This is a genomic window from Streptomyces sp. NPDC001816, assembly GCF_042892235.1.
Lineage (GTDB): Bacteria > Actinomycetota > Actinomycetes > Streptomycetales > Streptomycetaceae > Streptomyces.
The window spans coordinates 1-16,889 of the sequence record NZ_JBIATY010000009.1 but is presented as its reverse complement, the minus strand read 5'-3'; the positions used below and the strand labels follow the sequence as shown (position 1 = coordinate 16,889).

Sequence of the window (16,889 nt, the reverse complement as noted above, 5' to 3'; positions counted from 1 at the left end):
GATGATCGACGCGTACGCGGATCCGGGCACGCCCGACACGCGGGGCGGGTGGCACTACCTGGGGTGGCTGGTGTTGCGTCAGCCGGTGCGGTCGTTGGCCGGGGCGTTCCTGGCCAGTGTCTGGATGGTGCTGATGGCGACACAGCCGTACATGATGGCGCGGGCCGTGGACGACGGGCTGGTGCCGGGGCGGTTGGGGGTGCTCGCCTGGTGGACCGCCGCGATGTTCGGGGTCGGGGCGCTGAACGCCTGGCTGAGCATCATGCGGCATCGCACGATGACCCGGGTGCGGATGGACGCCAACTTCCGTACGGTCAAGCTGGTCGTCGAGCACGCGGCCCGGCTGGGGGCGGTGCTGTCGCGCCGGGCCGGGGCCGGGGAGGTCGTCACCATCGGGGTCGGTGACGTGGCGACCCTCGCGCAGGCGCTGACGGTGGTCGGGCCCGGGGTGGGCTCGATCGTGGTGTATGTCGTGGTGGCGGGGCTGCTGTTGGCCATCTCGGCGCCGCTCGCCGCCGTGGTGCTGCTCGGGGTGCCGGTGATCGCGCTGCTCACGGGGCCGCTGACGCTGCGGCTGCAGGGCGCGGAGAGCGAGTACCGGGAGCGGCAGGGCGTGTTGACGGCGCGCATCGGCGACCTCGCGGGCGGGCTGCGTGTCCTCAACGGCCTTGGCGGCAAGGGGCTGTTCTCGGACGCCTTCCGGAAGGACTCGCAGCGGCTGCGCGCGCAGGGCTATCGGGTGGGTGCGGCAGCGAGTTGGGTGCAGGCGCTCGGCGTCGGGCTGCCCACGTCGTTCCTGGCCGTGGTGACCTGGCTCGCGGCCCGGCTGGCGGCCGAGAAGTCCATCAGCGTGGGCGAGTTGGTGGCGGTGTACGGCTATGTGGCGGTGCTGATCGGGCCGGTGGCGTTCTTCGTGCAGATGGCCTACGAGCTGAACCGGGGTGTGGTGGCCGCCCGCCGGGTCGTACGGCTGCTGCGGCTGGAACCCGAGCCGGACACGGGCACGTTGGCCGCACCGGACGGGCCGGCCGAGCTGTGCGATCCGGCGTCCGGGGTGCGGGTGGCGCCGGGCCGGCTGGTGGCGCTGGCCGCCGTCCGGCCCGCGGACGCCGCCGCCGTGGTCGACCGCCTGGGCCGGTACGGGCCCACGGAGGCCACCTGGGGCGGGGTACGGCTCGACTCGGTGCCGCTGGCCGACGTACGGGACCGGATCCTGGTCGCGGACAACGAGGCGGACCTGTTCGCCGGACCGCTGAGGGAGGTCGTGGCCGCCGAACACCCGGCCGAGGAGGCCGCGCTGCGCCGGGCGGTGTACGCGGCCGCCGCCGAGGATGTCGTACGAGGGCTGCCGGACGGGCTGGACTCGGCCGTGACCGGGCAGGGGCGCAGCCTCTCCGGTGGGCAGCGGCAGCGGATCCGGCTGGTGCGGGCGCTGCTCGCGGACCCCGAGGTGCTGCTGGCCGTGGAGCCGACCTCGGCGCTGGACGCGCACACGGAGGCCACGGTCGCCGAGCGGCTGCGGGCGGCGAGGGAGGGTCGTACGACGGTGGTGGTGAGCACGTCGCCGCTGGTGCTGGACCGGGTGGACACGGTGCTGTTCCTGGTCGACGGCAAGGTGACGGCGAGCGGCCCGCATCAGCGGCTGCTCGAAGTGGAGCCCGGGTATCGGGCGCTGGTGGCGCGAGACACCGATGACGCCGCTGACACTGCTGACGCTGCCGAGGAGGCCGTACGGTGACGACGACGGACACGGGGCTGCTGCCGGTCGCGGACCGGGCCGGGGTGCGGCGGGCCACCGGGCGGCTGTTGCGGGCGGACCGGCGGGCGTTCACCGGCGCGCTGGCGCTCAACGCGCTGTCGGCCGGGGCGGGGCTCGCCGGGCCGTGGCTGGTCGGGCGGATCATCGACGAGGTACGGGCGGGACACGGGGTCGGGGCGGTGGACCGGCTGGCGCTGTGGATCCTGCTCTGCTCGCTGGCCCAGCTGCTGCTGGCGCGCTGGGCGCGGTACGTGGGGCACCGGTTCGGGGAGCGGACGCTGGCCCGGGTGCGCGAGGAGTACGTCGACCGGGTGCTGGCGCTGCCCGCCTCTGCGGTGGAGCGGGCCGGCACCGGCGATCTGACCGCGCGCGGTACGGCCGACGTGGCGACCGTCGGCACCACGCTGCGGGACGTCGGACCGGAGCTGCTGGTGTGCACCGTGCAGGCGCTGTTCGTGCTCGGCGCGGTGTTCGCGCTCGACCCGCTGCTGGGGCTGTTCGGTGTGCTGGGTCTGACCCCGGTCTGGCTGGCGCTGCGCTGGTATCTGCGCCGGGCGCGGGACGGTTACCTCGCCGAGGGCGCGGCCACCTCGGAGGTCGCCGAGATCGTGGCGGCGACCGCGGCCGGGGCGCGGACGGTCGAGGCGTTCCGGCTCCGGCGGCGACGGATCACGGCGAACCGGGACGCGCTGGAGAAGTCCCGCCGGACCCGCTTCTACACGCTCCGTCTGCGGTCGGTGTTCTTCCCCGCGGTCGAGGTGACGTACAGCGTCCCGGTGGTGGGTGTGCTGCTGCTGGGCGGGTGGCTGCACCAGCGGGGTGCGGTGGGCGTCGGGGCGGTGGTGGCCGCGGCGCTGTACCTGCGGCAGTTCACGGAGCCGCTGGACCAGATCCTGATGCGGGTGGAGCAACTGCAGAGCAGCGGCGCCTCGTTCGCGCGGGTGGAGGGGCTGGCGCAGGCGCCCCGGACACAGGCGGAGGGCGGCTGTCCGGAGCCGGCGGACGACAGGATCGACGTGCGCGGGGTGCGGTACGCGTACGAGCGGGGCGGTGAGGTGCTGCGCGGGGTGGACCTGACGGTACGCCCCGGTGAACGCCTCGCCGTGGTGGGCCCGTCGGGCGCCGGCAAGACCACGCTCAGCAGACTCCTCGCGGGCATCGACACGCCCGGGGCGGGCACGGTGACGGTGGGCGGCGTACCGATCGCGTCCCTGGAACCGGAACGCCTGCGCCGCCAGGTCGTGCTGGTCACCCAGGAGCACCACGTCTTCCTCGGCACGGTCCGCGACAACCTCCTGATCGCGGAACCCACCGCCACGGACACCGACTTGTGGGCGGCCCTGAAGGCAGTGGGCGCAGACGACTGGGTCCGCGCCCTCCCTTCCTCCCTGGACACCCCCCTCGGCCCGAACGGCCGGCCCACCGACGGCTCCCAGGCCCAGCAACTCGCCCTGGCCCGGGTCGTGCTGGCCGACCCCCACACCCTCATCCTCGACGAGGCCACGGCCCTCCTCGACCCCACCACGGCCCGGCACACCGAGCGTGCCCTGGCCGCGGTCCTGGAGTCCCGCACGGTGATCGCCATCGCCCACCGCCTCCACACGGCCCACGACGCGGACCGGGTGGCGGTCATGGAAGACGGCCGCCTCACCGAACTGGGCACCCACGAGGAACTGGTGTCCGCGAACGGGGCGTACGCGGCCCTGTGGCGAACGTGGCACGGGGAGGCGCCCGCCGAGGACTAGGGCGCGTCCGGCGGATCAGGCGCTAGTCGAGGCGGGAGACCTGGTAGTGGTCGATGCGCCAGTCGTCGTCCGAACGCTTCAGCAGGACACAGAGGTTGACGGTCAGCGTGGGACGGTCGGTGAAGGAGAAGTCGACCTCCAGGTAGCCGAGCACGAGGTCGTCGGCAAGGCGCCGGCTCTCCTGCACACGGTACGCGGCCGACAGGCCCAGCGGCTGGGACTCGTAGTAGTCGGCGACGCCCTGCCGTCCGACGCTGTAGGGGTGCAGCCCCTGGAAGATCGCGTCCTCGGTGAAGAGGGCGGCGACCCGACGCGGCTCGTGGCCGTCGACACCCGCCTTCCACCGGTCGAGGACGCTGCGCAGGATCGCTTCGTTGTCCGCTTTGGTGTGGGTCATGGTTCTCCTTCAGCGGCCGGCGCTGACGCCGCCGTCGACGTGGAGGATCTCGCCCGTGACGAACGGGGCGTTCTCCAGGTAGATCACCGCGTCCACGATGTCGCTCTGCTCGCCCATCCGCCCGACCGGCTGCAGGCCGGCGAGCACCTCATGGATCTCCTCCGGGTGCATCGGCGTCTTGATGGTGCCCGGGGAGACCGCGTTGGCGCGGATGCCGCGGGTGGCGTACTCGATGGCCAGTGACTTGGTGGCGGACTGCAGTCCGCCCTTGGTCAGCGAGGCCAGTACCGAGGGGACGCGGGAGTCCGCGTGGTCGACCAGGCTGGTGGTGACGTTGACGATGTGACCGCCGCCCTGGGTGAGCATCTGCTCGACGGCCAGCTGGGTGACGCGGAAGAAGCCGGCGAGGTTCACCCCGGTCACGGCGGCGTAGTCGTCCTGGGTGTAGTCGGTGAAGGGCTTGGCGACGAAGATTCCCGCGTTGTTGACCAGGGTGTCGACACGGCCGAACCGCTCCACTCCGGTGGCGATGACGCGTTCGGCGGTGGCGGGGTCGGTGATGTCGCCCTGGACGGTCAGGACCTCCGGGTCGCCGGAGGGGGCGATGCCGCGCGAGGTGGCGACGACGGCGTAGCCGAGCTTGCGGTAGGCGTCGACGAGTCCGGCGCCGATGCCCTGGGAGGCGCCGGTGATGACTGCGACCTTCTGCGTGCTCATGAGGATGTTCTCCAAAGTGGGTTGGGACCTGGGGATTACGCGACCTGAGCGGTTACTAGCCGACCGGTCGACTATGTGACCGTAGGCCGATCGCCGAAGGGAGTCAAAGGTCGAGAAGGCCCGGGCCGGGACCCGCTTCCTAGCAGCTGAGAGGCTCGGGCTCCCAGTGCACGTCGGCGGGGCACCGCCCCCGATCGCTGCCGGAGGTTGCTAACGCTTGTAAGGGTCCCCGTCGGGCAGCCAGGCGTCCGGGCCGTGGATGCCCAGGTCGCCGACGCCCTCGCACAGGGCCTCGGCGACGGCGCGGACCGCCGTACGTACTTCGTCGCGGCGCCACACCAGAGACCAGGTCCAGTGGATCCGCGGTCCGACGACGGGGCGTCGGACGAGGTCGGGAGGGAGCGGAGTCGTCTGACCCTTGGGCGAGTTGATGACGGGGCGGCCGCTGCGGCGGACGTGGTCGAAGAAGGCGGGGCCGGTGATGCCGCCGTCGCAGATGCGCAGCGCGCGGGCCCCGGTGTCCCGGGCCATTTGCTCGGCGTAGGCGTTCCAGGACGACCAGGAGGTGGTGTCGTCGTCCAGGAGCACGGCGGTCTCCCCGGCCGTCACCTCGCTCGTGTCCTTGCCGGTGGCGACGGCATAGAGCCGGTCGGCGCCGATGAGCCGGGCGCACAGGTCGCGCTGCTCCAGGTCCTCGGTGCGCACCCAGCACACCGCGAGGTCCAGGCTGCCGTCGGCGACCCGGGCGGCCTGGGCGTGCGAGGGGGCGACCCATGCGTCGACGTGGACCTGGGCCACGGCGGAGGTGCGGGCGATCAGGTCCGCGGGCAGCCAGTTGACGTAGCCGAGCCGTACCGGTTCCGAACCCGCCAGGCCACGTGCGCGCCGCTGCAGGTCGTCGGCCTGTTCCAGCAGTGCGCGGGTGTGCGGGAGCAGCGCCGAGCCGGCCGGGGTGAGGGCCACCGAACGGCGGTCGCGGTCGAACAGGCGCACCCCCAGGTCGCGTTCGAGCGCCTTGATCTGCTGGGACAGGGACGGCCCGGCGATCAGGAGCCGTTTGGCGGCCCGGCCGAAGTTGAGTTCCTCGGCCACCGCGACGAAGTAGCGAAGTTGGCGCAGCTCCACGCCCGTCATGCTACGTCGGTGAGAGGCGGCGCCTCCCAGGAGCGAGGAAGCCTGTCGTGGCGTGCCCGCTGCGGCGGGCGGACGATGAGGGCATGGAGGCCCCGGCGTGAAGTGACCGCGGCGGGCCCGGCCGTACGCCCCACCGAAGCGGAGCAGGACCATGCGAGAGTTCCTGGTCGAGATCACGACCACCGTCCCCGACGGCACCAGCCAGGACGAGGTCGACAGGCGGCGGGCCGCCGAGGCGGTCCGGGCGAGGGAACTGGCCGCCACCGGCAACCTGGCGCGGCTGTGGCGCCCGGTCGGTGAGCTGCGCAGCATCGGCGTCTGGCGGGCCGCGGACGAACAGGAACTCCACGAGAAGGTGCTCGGCACCCTGCCCCTGCGCCCGTGGATGACCGTCACCGTCACCCCGCTCGAATCCCACCCCAACGACCCGGGCAGCCACTGACGGCACAGCCGCCGACCCCTCCCCCCACCCTCACCCGCATCACCGCCAGGCCTTCCTCATGCCCGTACGACCGCCGCGCGCCTCCTCGGCCGAAACAGCCCGGGAAAGCGCTCAGCTCCGCTCCCCCTGGTCCCATGTCGCCCAAGCCGCCGCCGCGCTGGCCGCGGGCATGGGTGTCGGCCGGTTCGTCTACACCCCGATCCTCCCCCTGATGCACGCCCGCGCTGGACTGTCCGCGGGTGCGGGCGCCAATCTGGCGACCGCCAACTACGTCGGCTACCTCGTCGGCGCGCTCGCCGGGATCCTGGCGCCCGCGCTGGTCCGCTCCCCCGCCCTCCTGCGCACCTCCCTGATCGCGCTGACCGTCAGCCTGGTCGCGATGCCCGCCACCCACAGCACGGCGGTGTGGATCGTGCTGCGGCTGCTGGCCGGCATCGCCAGCGCCGTGATCTTCGTGATCGCCGTCAGCTCTCTCCACAGCCATCTGCGCGAGCACCCCGCCCACCTGTCCGGCTGGGCCTTCGGCGGGGTGGGCGGCGGCATCGCCCTGTCCGGCCTGCTGGTCCTCACCCTGCGTTCCGTCGCCGACTGGCGGGCCGCCTGGTGGGCCTCGGCCGCCCTCACCGCGATCCTCGCCATCGCCGCGTGGCGGCTGCGCCCCGAGCCGGCTCCCGCGGCCACCGCGTCACCGGCCGGCGCGCCGACCCTCCGCACCCGCCGCTGGTTCGGCGCCCTGTTCGCCTCCTACACCCTGGAAGGCATCGGCTACATCGTCGCCGGTACCTTCCTCGTCGCCGCGATCGAGCAGAGCTCACCGGGCTGGATCGGCAGCGGCGCCTGGGTGCTTGTCGGTCTGGCGGCCGTACCGTCCTCCGCGCTGTGGGCCCGGCTCGGGCGCCGCTGGTCCCGCCCCGGTCTGTTGCTCGTCGCGCTCGTCATCCAGGCGGCCGGCATCGCTCTGCCGGCCCTGATCGGCGGGGTGGCGGCCGCCCTCGTCTCCGCGCTCCTGTTCGGCGCCACCTTCATCGGCGTCAGCACGCTCGCCCTCGCCGCGGGAGCCCACCTGCGCTTCCCGCGCTCGGTCGCGCTGCTGACCGCCGGATACTCCGTCGGCCAGATCCTCGGCCCCCTGGCCGTCACCCCCCTGCTCCGCCACGGCTACCACCAGGCCCTGCTCCTGGCCGCCGCCGTGGTCCTGACCGCCGCCACGGCCGCCGCCGTGCTGCGCATCGGGTTCCCGCACCACGGGGTGGTGGTGCGGCAGAGCGCTCCGGTACGACGGCCCGCACCTGCGGAGGCGACCGCGGATCCCGACAGCGGCGACGCCTGACGGAGCGGAGCCAAGGCAGGCCGACCCGACCGGCTGGACCTCGTCGACGCCCACCCCACCGCCCGCCCCGCGTGGGCGGGTCTCACGCTGGACCGCCGTGTGCTGCCCGAGCCTCAGCTCGCCCTGCCCCGCGTGGGCGGGTCTCACACCCCCGCCGCAGCCCCCCGCGCCGCACGCGCGCCCAGCAGCGCAAGACAGTTGGCCCACAGGGCGTCCAGCCTTTGCGGGCTGTTGTACAGCTTGGCGAACAGCACCTGACCCTCGAGCTGGGCGACCACGGCCCGCGCGGCCTCCCGAGTGTCGGTCACGTCGATCTCCTGCCGCTCAAGGGCCTCGGCGATGACCGAGTCGACCATCCCGACCTGGGCGTCGAAGATCTCCTGCAGCCGGGCGCGGATCGCCTCGGTCTGGTTGCTCATCTCCAGGGCGAGGTTCCCGAACAGGCAGCCCGAGACGGTGCCGCAGCTCTGCTGGCCGGCACGCTGGGCGGCCTCGGTCTCCTCGAACAGCCGGCGCAGTCGGTGCAGCGGTTCCGCGTCACCGTCGAGAGCGGCGGTCCAGGTGCGTTTCTGGCCGGCCCAGTGCTCGTCGATGACGGCCAGCGCGAGCGCTTCCTTGGACTCGAAGAAGTAGTAGAAGCTCCCCTTGGGCACGCCGGCCGCCTTGCAGATCTCGGCCACGCCCAGGGCGGAGTAACCACGCATCTCGATCAGAGACCACGCGGCGCTGAGAATCTTCTCCCGGGCATCACTGGTACGTCCCATGGGGCAATTTTACGACCGGTCGACTATTCCGGGCGCGGGCCGACCGACAGACCGGCCAACCAGGGCCAACAGTCCGCATACCGAACATGAACATCCGGTCAACGAACCATTTCCAGCCAAGTTTCTGACGCGCTCCTGACAGATGCCGTGATCCCCTGCCACTCTTCCCACGGCCGACTCACAGCAACCCCACAGTTCCCCATGCTCGCGTGAGCCGGCTCTGCACCTGCACGTGGTTCCGCGTAACGCCCTGTTCTGCCCGGACGTCCCAACCCACCGTCCGGCTCCCCCTGGCCGCGCGACCCGCGGTCACGCAGAAGGAGTCAGTGTTGAGTAGCACCTCTCGCAGACGCACCTCCCACACAGCGCACCGCCGCACCGCCGCCGTCGCCCTCGCGGGTGTCGCCGCCCTGATCGCCGCCGCCGTCCAGTCCGGCGCCGCGAGCGCCGCCCCGGCGAAGCCGCAGGCCGGCAAGGTCAACCCCGCCCATGTGGCGCTCAAGCTCACGCCCTCGCAGCGCGCCGAGCTGATCCGGCACGCGGACGCCGAGAAGGCCGCCACAGCGCGGTCCATAGGCCTCGGGGCCAAGGAGAAGCTGGTCGTCCATGACGTCGTCAAGGACGCCGACGGGACTGTGCACACCCGGTACGAGCGGACGTACGCGGGCCTGCCGGTGCTCGGCGGCGACCTCGTCGTGGACACCGCCAAGTCCGGCGCGACGAAGTCCGTCATCAAGGCGAGCAACGCCTCGCTGAAGGTCACCGACCTCACCCCGGCCGTGTCGAAGGCCTCGGTCGAGAAGCAGGCCGTCCAGCGCGCCAAGGCCCTCGGTGGCAGCAAGTCGGCCGCGGACAGCGTGCGCAAGGTGATCTGGGCGGGCAGCGGCAAGCCTGTTCTCGCGTACGAGACCGTCGTCGGCGGGCTCCAGGACGACGGCACCCCGAACCAGCTGCACGTCGTCACCGACGCCGCCACCGGCAAGAAGCTCTTCGAGTACCAGGGCATCAAGAACGGCGTGGGCAACACCCAGTACAGCGGCCAGGTGACGCTGACCACCACCCAGTCGGGCTCGAACTACACGCTGAACGACGGGGCGCGCGGCAACCACAAGACGTACAACCTCAACCACGGCACCTCGGGCACCGGCACCCTGTTCTCCCAGACCAACGACACCTGGGGCAACGGCACCACGTCCAACGCGGCCACCGCGGGCGCGGACGCGCACTACGGGGCCGCGGAGACCTGGGACTTCTACAAGAACGTCTTCGGCCGCTCCGGCATCAAGAACAACGGCGTCGGCGCCTACTCGCGTGTGCACTACGGCAACGCGTACGTGAACGCGTTCTGGGACGACAGCTGCTTCTGCATGACGTACGGCGACGGCTCCGGCAACGCCGACCCGCTGACCTCCCTCGACGTGGCCGGCCATGAGATGACCCACGGCGTCACCTCGAACACGGCCGGGCTCAACTACAGCGGCGAGTCGGGCGGCCTCAACGAGGCGACCTCCGACATCCTCGGCGGCGCCGGTGTCGAGTTCTTCGCCAACAACTCCTCCGACCCCGGCGACTACCTCATCGGCGAGAAGATCGACATCAACGGCGACGGCACCCCGCTGCGCTACATGGACAAGCCCAGCAAGGACGGCGCGTCCAAGGACAGCTGGTACTCGGGGATCGGCGGCATCGACGTGCACTACTCGTCGGGCCCCGCGAACCACTTCTTCTACCTGCTGAGCGAGGGCAGCGGCACCAAGGTCATCAACGGTGTCACCTACAACTCGCCCACCGCGGACGGCCTTCCGGTCACCGGCATCGGCCGCGACAAGGCGCTGCAGATCTGGTACCGGGCGCTGACCACCAAGTGGACCTCCACCACCAACTACGCGGGCGCCCGCACCGGCACCCTCGCGGCGGCCGGTGAGCTGTACGGCACCACCAGCGCCGAGTACAAGGCGGTGCAGGACGCCTGGGCCGGCGTCGCGGTCGGTTCGCGCTCCGGCGGCGGCGGGGGCGGCGGCACCTCGTACGAGAACACCTCGCCGGTGTCGATCCCGGACAACGGGCCCGCGGTCACCTCGAGCATCACCGTCTCCGGCAGGAGCGGAAACGCGCCGAGCAACCTCTCGGTGAGCGTGGACATCACGCACACCTGGCGCGGTGACCTGGTGATCGACCTGGTCGGTCCGTCGGGCACCTCGTACCGCCTGAAGAACTTCTCCTCGTCCGACTCGGCGGACAACGTCAACGCGACCTACACGGTCAACGCCTCCTCCGAATCGGCCAATGGAACCTGGAAGTTGAAGGTCCAGGACCAGGCCGCACAGGACGTCGGCACGATCAACAGCTGGAAGCTGACGTTCCCGTAAACCACACCCCACCAGCACCGGAACAGGGCGCCGTCCGAGGGTTCGATCCCCTCGGGCGGCGCCCGTTTTACATTCCTGAAACGTTCACCGGACAGTCGGTTTTCGGCCAACATCACTTAGGGGTCCTGACATGTACGCGCCCCTGATGTCACTCTCTCTCCACCCGCCGCAGCAGCACAGCAACGTCACAACGCCACACACTCCGGCCAGTAACCCCACGCTGCCCGGACTCCCCCACGAGAAGGAGCTTCTGTGAGCCCCCTCTACGCGCGTCACAAGCGCACCACTCTGGCCATCGCCACCGCTGTCGCGGCCGGAGCCCTGCTCTCCACTGGTCTGACCACCAGTGCCAGCGCCCAGACCCCGGCCGAGGCCGCCGCCGCCAAGCCGCTGGCCGCCGCCCCGACCGCGCTGTCCGCCGCTGCCCGTACCACCCTGATCCAGCAGGCGCAGGCCGACGCGACCGAGACCGCGCAGCACATAGGCCTCGGCGCCAAGGAGAAGCTGGTCGTCAAGGACGTCGTCAAGGACGCCGACGGCACCGTCCACACCCGCTACGAGCGCACCTACGCGGGCCTGCCGGTCCTCGGCGGCGACCTGGTCGTCCACACCGCCAAGTCGGGCAAGGCCGAGGGCATCACCAAGGCGAACAAGTCCGCCATCAAGGTGGCCTCGCTCAAGCCGCAGATCACCGCCGCCAAGGCGGAGAAGCAGGCCGTGAGCGCCGCGAAGACCCTGGGCTCCGCGAAGTCCTCCGCGGACGGCGCGCGCAAGGTGATCTGGGCCGGCTCCGGCAAGCCCGTCCTCGCCTACGAGACGATCGTCGGCGGCCTCCAGGACGACGGCACCCCCAACCAGCTGCACGTCATCACCGACGCCGCCACCGGCAAGAAGCTCTTCGAGTACCAGGGCGTCGAGAACGCGACCGGCACCGGCAAGAGCCTCTACTCCGGCACGGTCAGCCTGAACACCACGCTGTCGGGTTCGACGTACCAGCTGTACGACACCACGCGTGGCGGCCACAAGACGTACAACAAGAAGCACACCACCACCTCGTCCGCGGGCACGCTGTTCACCGACTCGGACAACACGTGGGGCACCGGCGCGGCCTCCAGCTCCACCGCCGACCAGACCGCGGCCGTCGACGCCGCCTACGGCGCGCAGGAGACCTGGGACTTCTACAAGAACACCTTCGGCCGCAGCGGCATCAAGAACAACGGTGTCGCCGCCTACTCCCGCGTGCACTACGGCAACGCGTACGTGAACGCGTTCTGGGACGACAGCTGCTTCTGCATGACCTACGGCGACGGTGACGGCAACACCCACCCGCTCACCTCGCTGGACGTGGCCGGCCACGAGATGAGCCACGGCGTCACCGCGAACACCGCGGGCCTGGACTACTCGGGCGAGTCCGGTGGTCTGAACGAGGCCACCTCCGACATCTTCGGCACGGGTGTGGAGTTCTACGCGAACAACGCCTCTGACCCCGGTGACTACCTCATCGGCGAGGCGATCGACATCAACGGCGACGGCACCCCGCTGCGCTACATGGACAAGCCCAGCAAGGACGGCGGCTCGGCGGACTCCTGGTCCTCCTCGGTCGGCGACCTGGACGTCCACTACTCGTCCGGTGTCGCCAACCACTTCTTCTACCTGCTGTCCGAGGGCAGCGGTTCGAAGACGATCAACGGCGTGAGCTACAACTCGCCGACGTCCAACGGCTCCACGGTCACCGGCATCGGCCGCGCCAAGGCGCTGCAGATCTGGTACAAGGCGCTGACGACGTACTTCACGTCGACGACCAACTACAAGGCGGCCCGCACCGGCACCCTGAACGCGGCGGCCGCGCTGTACGGCTCCGGCAGCACCGAGTACAAGACGGTGGCGGCGGCCTGGTCGGCGGTCAACGTCAGCTAGTCACACACCACGTGAGGTAGGGCGGTACCCGGGCGGAAGGCGTCCCGGGTACCGCCCTACCCTTGTGACCCATGTCCTCGGCGCCCTTCACCTACGAGCCGGTCGGCGCGACCCGCGACGACCTGACCTTCTGCCCGCCCGGCTTCCACCCGCTACTCGAACGCACCCGTATCGGCGAGGGCCCTGAGGTCTTCCGCCGAGCCGCCGACGCGGTCCTGACCTGGGAGATGCACCGCGCGATGGGCGTGGGCATCGACGCCGGCGCCGACCGCGCGGCCCCCGACGTCGACGTCACGGTCACCCTGGCCGGCCTCATCAAGGCCCCCTGCCGCATCGTCTGGACCGTCGAGGAGCCCCGCCGCGCCGGCTGGGCCTACGGCACCCTGGAAGGCCACCCCGAGTGCGGCGAGGAGGCCTTCGTGGTCGACCGCACCGGCGACGGCACCGTCTGGCTGACGGTGGCCGCCTTCAGCCGCGCCCAGAAGTGGTACGCCCGCGCGGGCGGGGCCGCGACACGCGGGCTGCAGCACGCCTACGCCCGCAGATGCGGCAAGGTGCTGAGGGAGCTGGCCACCCGGGACCTCAAGGACTGACGCTCACCGCATCAGCACCCCCGCCCCCTCCATGGCCTCCTCCGACGGCACGGACACCAGGCCCAGTTCAGCCCCGGAGGCGAGCAGGCGGTGGGCCGGGAGGATGCGGATCGTGTAGCCGTAGGGGCCGGTGCGGTCCAGGGAGAGCGGGCCCTCGTAGACGCGGCGGCCCTCCAGGTCCGGGGCGCCGGTCGCCTTCAGCGGGACCACCGTGGCGTCCGTGATGCGGTCCTGCGCGTCGACCCGGCCGGAGACCGCCTGCACCTCCACGTCGTCCGGCCCGAGGTCGCCGAGCCCCACCCGCACCCGCAGCCCCACGGTCGAGCCCAGTTCCGCGGTGGCCGTCGTGGCCGTCGTCTCCACGTGGTCGACGCTCACCCGGGGCCAGGCGGCCCGCACCCTGGCCTTCCAGACGGCCAGTTCACGCGCCGTGTCCTCGGTCAGCGCCCGGTGGGACTGGGCGGCGGGCGCGTACAGGCGGTCGACGTACTCGCGGACCATCCGGCCCGCCAGCACCTTCGGGCCCAGCAGGGTGAGGGTCTGGCGGACCATGTCGATCCAGCGGTCGGGCAGCCCGCCCCGGCCGCGCTCGTAGAAGCGCGGGGTGACCCGCTGTTCCAGGAGGTCGTACAGGGCCGCGGCCTCGATGTCGTCACGGCGGTCCGGGTCGGTGCCCACGCCGTCGGCGGTCGGGACGGCCCAGCCGAAGTCCGGCTGGAACCACTCGTCCCACCAGCCGTCCAGCACCGAGAGGTTGAGGCAGCCGTTGAGCGCGGCCTTCATCCCGGAGGTGCCGCAGGCCTCCAGCGGGCGCAGCGGGTTGTTCAGCCAGACGTCGCAGCCGGGGTAGAGCTTCTGCGCCATCGCCATGCCGTAGTCGGGCAGGAAGACGATCCGGTGCCGCACGCGCGGGTCGTCGGCGAACCGCACCAGTTCCTGCACCAGCCGTTTGCCGCCGTCGTCCGCCGGGTGCGCCTTGCCCGCGACGACGATCTGGATCGGCCGCTCCGGGTGCAGCAGCAGCTCCATCAGCCGGTCCCGGTCGCGCAGCATCAGCGTGAGCCGCTTGTACGACGGCACGCGCCGCGCGAACCCGATCGTCAGCACCCCGGGGTCGAGCACGCCGTCGATCCAGCCCAGCTCCGCGTCCCCGGCACCGCGCTGCCGCCAGGAGGCGCGCAGCCGCTCCCGTACCTCCAGCACCAGCTGTTCGCGCAGGGTGCGGCGCAGCTCCCAGATCTCCTGGTCCGCGATGTCCGCGACCGAGTCCCAGCGCTCGGAGCCGCCGACGCTCAGCGCGTCCTCGGCCCGCTGGGCACCGATCTCCCGGGCGCCGAGCCGGAGCACCTCGGGGGCGACCCAGGTCGGGGCGTGCACCCCGTTGGTCACGGAGGTGATCGGCACCTCCTCGGCGTCGAATCCCGGCCACAGCCCCGCGAACATCTCCCGGCTGACCTGCCCGTGCAGCAGCGAGACCCCGTTCGCCCGCTGGGCCAGCCGCAGCCCCATCACGGCCATGTTGAACAGGTTCGGCTCGCCGCCCGGGTAGGTCTCCATGCCGAGCGCCAGGATCCGCTGCATGTCGATGCGCGGGAGTTCGGCGTCCGCCCCGAAGTGCCGGGCGACCAGCTCCCGGTCGAACCGGTCGATCCCGGCCGGGACGGGGGTGTGCGTGGTGAACACGGTCCCGCCGCGCACGGCCTCCAGCGCCGAGTCGAAGTCGAGTCCCCGGTCGCACAGTTCGGCGATCCGCTCCAGCCCCAGGAAGCCGGCGTGTCCCTCGTTGGTGTGGAACACCTCGGGCTCCGGGTGCCCGGTGAGCCGGCAGTACGTCCGCACGGCCCGGACACCCCCTATCCCCAGCAGCATCTCCTGCAGCAGCCGGTGCTCGCTGCCACCGCCGTACAGCCGGTCGGTCACCCCGCGTTCGCCGAGGTCGTTCTCCTCCACGTCCGAGTCGAGCATCAGCAGCGGCACCCGGCCGACCTGGGCCAGCCAGATCCGGGCGTGCAGCGCCCGGCCGCCGGGCAGCGCGAGGGAGACCCGGGCGGGGCTGCCGTCGGCCTCCCTCAGCAGGCTGACGGGCAACTCGTGGGGGTCGAGCACCGGGTAGTGCTCCTGCTGCCAGCCGTCCCGGGACAGGGTCTGGCGGAAGTACCCGTGCCGGTAGAGCAGGCCGACACCGATCAGCGGGACCCCGAGGTCGCTGGCCGCCTTGAGGTGGTCGCCGGCGAGGATGCCGAGGCCGCCGGAGTACTGGGGCAGCGCGGCCGTGATGCCGAACTCGGGCGAGAAGTAGGCGACGGCGGCGGGCAGCCCGTCGTCCTGCTGCTGGTACCAGCGGTCGCCGGTCACATAGTCGTTGAGGTCGTCGACAGCCGCGCGCAGGCGGCGCAGGAACCGCCGGTCCCCGGCCAGCTCGGTGAGCCGGTCCGGGCGCACCCCGCCCAGCAGCCGCACCGGGTCGCCCCCGGCGGCGGCCCAGCGTTCGGGGTCGACGGACTGGAACAGATCGCGCGTTTCCGCATGCCAGGACCAGCGCAGATTGCGCGCCAGGTCGCTCAGCGGCCGGAGGGGTTCGGGGAGAACGGGACGGACGGTGAACCGACGGATCGCCTTCACATTCCACCTCGGACGCGTTACGGGGTGAGACGCACGGCGCTGTGCGTCTCGTCGTCAGGGTCGACGTTAGTGGTTACCGGGGCGTCGGTGGGGACGTAGCAGGCGCGGGTGTCGGGGCGCGGCGGGGGCGTAATGGCCACCCTGGCGGGAAACCCGAAAAGGGGCCGGTCTTGTGCGTAGACGTACGCGTGAGTAGTTAACAAAGTGCCGGATTGCCCACCCGAATAGGGTGGGAAGGCTCCTCCGGTACGCCCCACAGCAGCACCACGTCTCACCTGCAGGACCCACCTCCCCACAGCAATCCGCCCACACCCACGTTGAAGCGGACAGGAGCGGTCATGCCCGCCAAGCACCACTCGTCAGCAGCCACGACACCCAGCAAGGCAGCCGGAAGGAAAACTTCGGGCAAGAAAACCGGAAAGCCCGCCGAGGAACTCCTCGAGGAGGCTCCGGCCCCGCCACGGCAGCAGCGTCCCGTCCCGCCGGAACCGACCACTCTCGGCCGAATTCCCGTCCTCGACGTGCGCCCGGTGGTGCAGCACGGGCGCAGGCCCGCCAAGGCGGTGGCCGGTGAGTCGTTCGAGGTGTCGGCCACCGTGTTCCGGGAGGGCCACGACGCCGTCGCCGCGAACGTCGTCCTGCGGGATCCCCAGGGCCGCCCGGGCCCCTGGACCCCGATGCGTGAACTCGCCCCGGGCACCGACCGCCTGGGCGCCATCGTCACCCCGGACGAGCCCGGCCGCTGGACCTACACGGTCGAGGCCTGGTCGGACCCGGTCGGCACCTGGCGGCACACCGCCTCCGTCAAGATCCCGGCGGGCATCGACACCGGCCTGGTCCTGGAGGAGGGCGCACGCTTGTACGAGCGGGCGGCCGACGGCGTCCCCGAGGAGCAGCGGAACGTGGTCCTGGCGGCCGCTGCCGCGCTGCGGGACGAGGACCGCCCGGCCGCCTGGCGGCTCGCGGCGGCCCTGGCGCCCGAGGTGGACGCGGTGTTGTCCCGTCATCCGTTGCGGGAGTTGGTGACCGCGTCCGACGCGATGCCGCTGCTCGTGGAGCGGGAGCGGGCGCTGTTCGGCTCGTGGTACGAGTTCTTCCCG

13 protein-coding genes are annotated in these 16,889 nt (G+C 71.8%); 8 read left to right on the top strand and 5 right to left on the bottom strand.

What is annotated here, in order from left to right:
- Position 1 precedes the first annotated feature (1 nt).
- Positions 2–1,738, top strand: coding sequence for an ABC transporter transmembrane domain-containing protein (locus tag ACFYZZ_RS29125; RefSeq protein ID WP_389181965.1), 1,737 nt, complete (start codon positions 2–4; stop codon positions 1,736–1,738).
- The gene (locus ACFYZZ_RS29120) at positions 1,735–3,504 is read left to right on the top strand and encodes an ABC transporter ATP-binding protein (protein WP_389181963.1); all 1,770 of its coding nucleotides are present in this window, start codon (positions 1,735–1,737) and stop codon (positions 3,502–3,504) included. Before ACFYZZ_RS29125 ends, ACFYZZ_RS29120 begins: the two co-directional genes overlap by 4 nt.
- A 22-nt stretch (positions 3,505–3,526) precedes the next feature.
- On the opposite strand, the gene ACFYZZ_RS29115 is transcribed toward ACFYZZ_RS29120, so the two are convergent.
- From ACFYZZ_RS29115 to ACFYZZ_RS29105, 3 genes are all read right to left on the bottom strand, one after another.
- Positions 3,527–3,901, bottom strand: a complete 375-nt coding sequence (locus tag ACFYZZ_RS29115) for an SgcJ/EcaC family oxidoreductase (protein WP_389181961.1) — start codon at positions 3,899–3,901, stop codon at positions 3,527–3,529.
- A 9-nt stretch (positions 3,902–3,910) separates the two neighbouring features.
- Complete coding sequence (locus ACFYZZ_RS29110) at positions 3,911–4,618, bottom strand: SDR family NAD(P)-dependent oxidoreductase (protein WP_389181958.1); 708 nt, start codon at positions 4,616–4,618, stop codon at positions 3,911–3,913.
- Positions 4,619–4,828: 210 nt separating this feature from the next.
- Complete coding sequence (locus ACFYZZ_RS29105) at positions 4,829–5,752, bottom strand: LysR family transcriptional regulator (RefSeq protein ID WP_389181955.1); 924 nt, start codon at positions 5,750–5,752, stop codon at positions 4,829–4,831.
- A 151-nt stretch (positions 5,753–5,903) separates the two neighbouring features.
- Between ACFYZZ_RS29105 and ACFYZZ_RS29100 the strand changes: the two genes are divergently transcribed.
- Together ACFYZZ_RS29100 and ACFYZZ_RS29095 are read left to right on the top strand one after the other, a co-directional pair.
- Positions 5,904–6,194 carry a muconolactone Delta-isomerase family protein gene (locus tag ACFYZZ_RS29100; protein ID WP_389181952.1) on the top strand — a complete coding sequence of 97 codons (291 nt, stop codon included), beginning with the start codon at positions 5,904–5,906 and terminating at the stop codon, positions 6,192–6,194.
- Between the two features lie 169 nt (positions 6,195–6,363).
- Complete coding sequence (locus tag ACFYZZ_RS29095) at positions 6,364–7,524, top strand: YbfB/YjiJ family MFS transporter (RefSeq protein WP_389182677.1); 1,161 nt, start codon at positions 6,364–6,366, stop codon at positions 7,522–7,524.
- 143 nt (positions 7,525–7,667) lie between these two features.
- Here the strand turns inward: ACFYZZ_RS29095 and ACFYZZ_RS29090 are convergent, their stop codons facing one another.
- Positions 7,668–8,288, bottom strand: coding sequence for a TetR/AcrR family transcriptional regulator (locus ACFYZZ_RS29090; RefSeq protein ID WP_389181949.1), 621 nt, complete (start codon positions 8,286–8,288; stop codon positions 7,668–7,670).
- A gap of 326 nt (positions 8,289–8,614) precedes the next feature.
- On the opposite strand from ACFYZZ_RS29090, the gene ACFYZZ_RS29085 reads away from it, so the two are divergent.
- The 3 genes from ACFYZZ_RS29085 to ACFYZZ_RS29075 all read left to right on the top strand — a co-directional run bounded on the left by ACFYZZ_RS29085 (position 8,615) and on the right by ACFYZZ_RS29075 (position 13,167).
- On the top strand, positions 8,615–10,657 hold the full coding sequence (locus ACFYZZ_RS29085; RefSeq protein ID WP_389181946.1) for a M4 family metallopeptidase: 2,043 nt from the start codon (positions 8,615–8,617) through the stop codon (positions 10,655–10,657).
- A 252-nt stretch (positions 10,658–10,909) separates the two neighbouring features.
- Complete coding sequence (locus ACFYZZ_RS29080; RefSeq protein ID WP_389181944.1) at positions 10,910–12,574, top strand: M4 family metallopeptidase; 1,665 nt, start codon at positions 10,910–10,912, stop codon at positions 12,572–12,574.
- A gap of 71 nt (positions 12,575–12,645) precedes the next feature.
- Positions 12,646–13,167, top strand: coding sequence for a DUF1990 domain-containing protein (locus ACFYZZ_RS29075; RefSeq protein ID WP_389181941.1), 522 nt, complete (start codon positions 12,646–12,648; stop codon positions 13,165–13,167).
- A gap of 3 nt (positions 13,168–13,170) precedes the next feature.
- On the opposite strand, the gene ACFYZZ_RS29070 is transcribed toward ACFYZZ_RS29075, so the two are convergent.
- On the bottom strand, positions 13,171–15,789 hold the full coding sequence (locus ACFYZZ_RS29070; protein WP_389181938.1) for a glycosyltransferase family 1 protein: 2,619 nt from the start codon (positions 15,787–15,789) through the stop codon (positions 13,171–13,173).
- A 338-nt stretch (positions 15,790–16,127) separates the two neighbouring features.
- On the opposite strand from ACFYZZ_RS29070, the gene ACFYZZ_RS29065 reads away from it, so the two are divergent.
- Positions 16,128–16,889 (top strand): maltotransferase domain-containing protein (locus ACFYZZ_RS29065; protein WP_389181935.1); only part of this gene is annotated, 762 nt, incomplete at its 3' end.

Excerpts from the sequence above, each read along its gene's own strand:
- ACFYZZ_RS29115 (WP_389181961.1), bottom strand. The coding sequence starts at position 3,901 with ATGACCCACACCAAAGCGGACAACGAAGCGATCCTGCGCAGCGTCCTC.
- ACFYZZ_RS29095 (WP_389182677.1), top strand. The coding sequence starts at position 6,364 with ATGGGTGTCGGCCGGTTCGTCTACACCCCGATCCTCCCCCTGATGCAC.
- ACFYZZ_RS29075 (WP_389181941.1), top strand. The coding sequence starts at position 12,646 with ATGTCCTCGGCGCCCTTCACCTACGAGCCGGTCGGCGCGACCCGCGAC.
- ACFYZZ_RS29110 (WP_389181958.1), bottom strand. The coding sequence starts at position 4,618 with ATGAGCACGCAGAAGGTCGCAGTCATCACCGGCGCCTCCCAGGGCATC.
- ACFYZZ_RS29125 (WP_389181965.1), top strand. The coding sequence starts at position 2 with ATGATCGACGCGTACGCGGATCCGGGCACGCCCGACACGCGGGGCGGG.
- ACFYZZ_RS29100 (WP_389181952.1), top strand. The coding sequence starts at position 5,904 with ATGCGAGAGTTCCTGGTCGAGATCACGACCACCGTCCCCGACGGCACC.
- ACFYZZ_RS29090 (WP_389181949.1), bottom strand. The coding sequence starts at position 8,288 with ATGGGACGTACCAGTGATGCCCGGGAGAAGATTCTCAGCGCCGCGTGG.
- ACFYZZ_RS29105 (WP_389181955.1), bottom strand. The coding sequence starts at position 5,752 with ATGACGGGCGTGGAGCTGCGCCAACTTCGCTACTTCGTCGCGGTGGCC.